1 protein-coding gene is annotated in these 1,685 nt (G+C 71.6%); it reads left to right on the forward strand.

Annotated features, from left to right (window positions below; translation table 11 throughout):
* On the forward strand, nt 1-1,685 hold a 1,685-nt coding region (gene kdpB / locus GT030_RS19175), incomplete at both ends, for a potassium-transporting ATPase subunit KdpB (protein WP_161202139.1).

The raw sequence follows: 1,685 nt of genomic DNA on the forward strand, positions 1-1,685 counted from the left end.
ATGGTCAAGTCGCCCGTGATGTTCGTGGTGTGGATCGGCTCCGTGCTGACCACGGCGTTCTCCCTCACCGACCCCACCGACTGGTTCGGCTGGACGATCAGCGTCTGGCTGTGGCTGACCGTGCTGTTCGCCAACCTCGCGGAGGCGGTCGCCGAGGGCCGGGGCAAGGCGCAGGCCGACACCCTCCGCAAGGCCCGGGCCGACACCGTGGCCCGCAGGCTGACCGGGACCGCCGAGGAACATGTCTCCGGCACCGAGCTGCGTGTCGGTGACCTGGTCGTATGCGAGGCGGGCGAGGTGATCCCCGGTGACGGCGACGTCGTGGAGGGCGTCGCCTCGGTGGACGAGTCCGCGATCACGGGCGAGTCGGCACCGGTCATCCGGGAGTCCGGGGGCGACCGGAGTGCCGTCACGGGTGGCACCAAGGTGCTCTCCGACCGGATCGTCGTCCGGATCACCACCCGGCCGGGGGAGACCTTCATCGACCGGATGATCGGACTGGTGGAGGGTGCGGCCCGGCAGCGCACACCCAACGAGATCGCGCTGAACATCCTGCTGGCCTCGCTCACCCTCGTCTTCCTGCTGGCCTGCGCCACGCTGCCGCCGTTCGCCGCGCACGCGGGCACTCACCTCACGATGGTGGTGCTGGTCGCCCTGCTGGTGTGCCTGATCCCCACCACCATCGGCGCCCTGCTCTCCGCCATCGGCATCGCCGGGATGGACCGCCTGGTCCAGCGCAATGTGCTGGCCATGTCGGGCCGGGCCGTCGAGGCGGCCGGTGACGTGTCGACCCTGCTGCTGGACAAGACCGGCACCATCACTCTCGGCAACCGCCGGGCCGCCGAGTTCGTGCCGGTGGGCGGCGCGAGCGAGGCCGAACTCGCGGACGCCGCCCAGCTCTCCTCGCTGGCCGACGAGACCCCCGAGGGCCGTTCCGTCGTCGTCCTGGCCAAGGAGGCGTACGGCCTGCGTGAGCGCCACCAGGGCCGGCTGGCCGGTGCCGAGTGGGTCGCGTTCACCGCGCAGACCCGGATGTCCGGCGTCGACCTGGACGGGCGCAGTGTCCGCAAGGGCGCGGCCGCCTCGGTGCTGCGCTGGGTGCGCGAGCAGGGCGGCACTGTCGCCGGTGACACGGAAGCCGCCGCCGACCGGATCTCCCGCGCGGGCGGCACCCCCCTGCTGGTCGCCGTGCGGGACGGCCGGGGCGCCCGCGTGCTGGGCGTCGTCCACCTCAAGGACGTCGTCAAGGACGGCATGCGGGAACGGTTCGCCGAGCTGCGCCGGATGGGCATCCGGACCGTCATGATCACCGGGGACAACCCGCTGACCGCCAGGGCCATCGCGGAGGAGGCCGGCGTCGACGACTTCCTCGCGGAGGCCACCCCCGAGGACAAGATGGCCCTCATCAAGCGGGAGCAGGCGGGCGGCAAGCTCGTCGCCATGACCGGGGACGGCACCAATGACGCCCCCGCGCTGGCCCAGGCGGACGTCGGCGTCGCCATGAACACCGGCACGTCGGCCGCCAAGGAGGCCGGCAACATGGTCGACCTGGACTCCGACCCGACCAAGCTCATCGAGATCGTCGGGATCGGCAAACAGCTCCTCATCACGAGGGGCGCGCTGACCACGTTCTCCATCGCCAACGACGTGGCCAAGTACTTCGCGATCATCCCGGCGCTGTTCGC

Source organism: Streptomyces sp. SID1328 (assembly GCF_009865595.1).
GTDB lineage: Bacteria > Actinomycetota > Actinomycetes > Streptomycetales > Streptomycetaceae > Streptomyces > Streptomyces griseoluteus.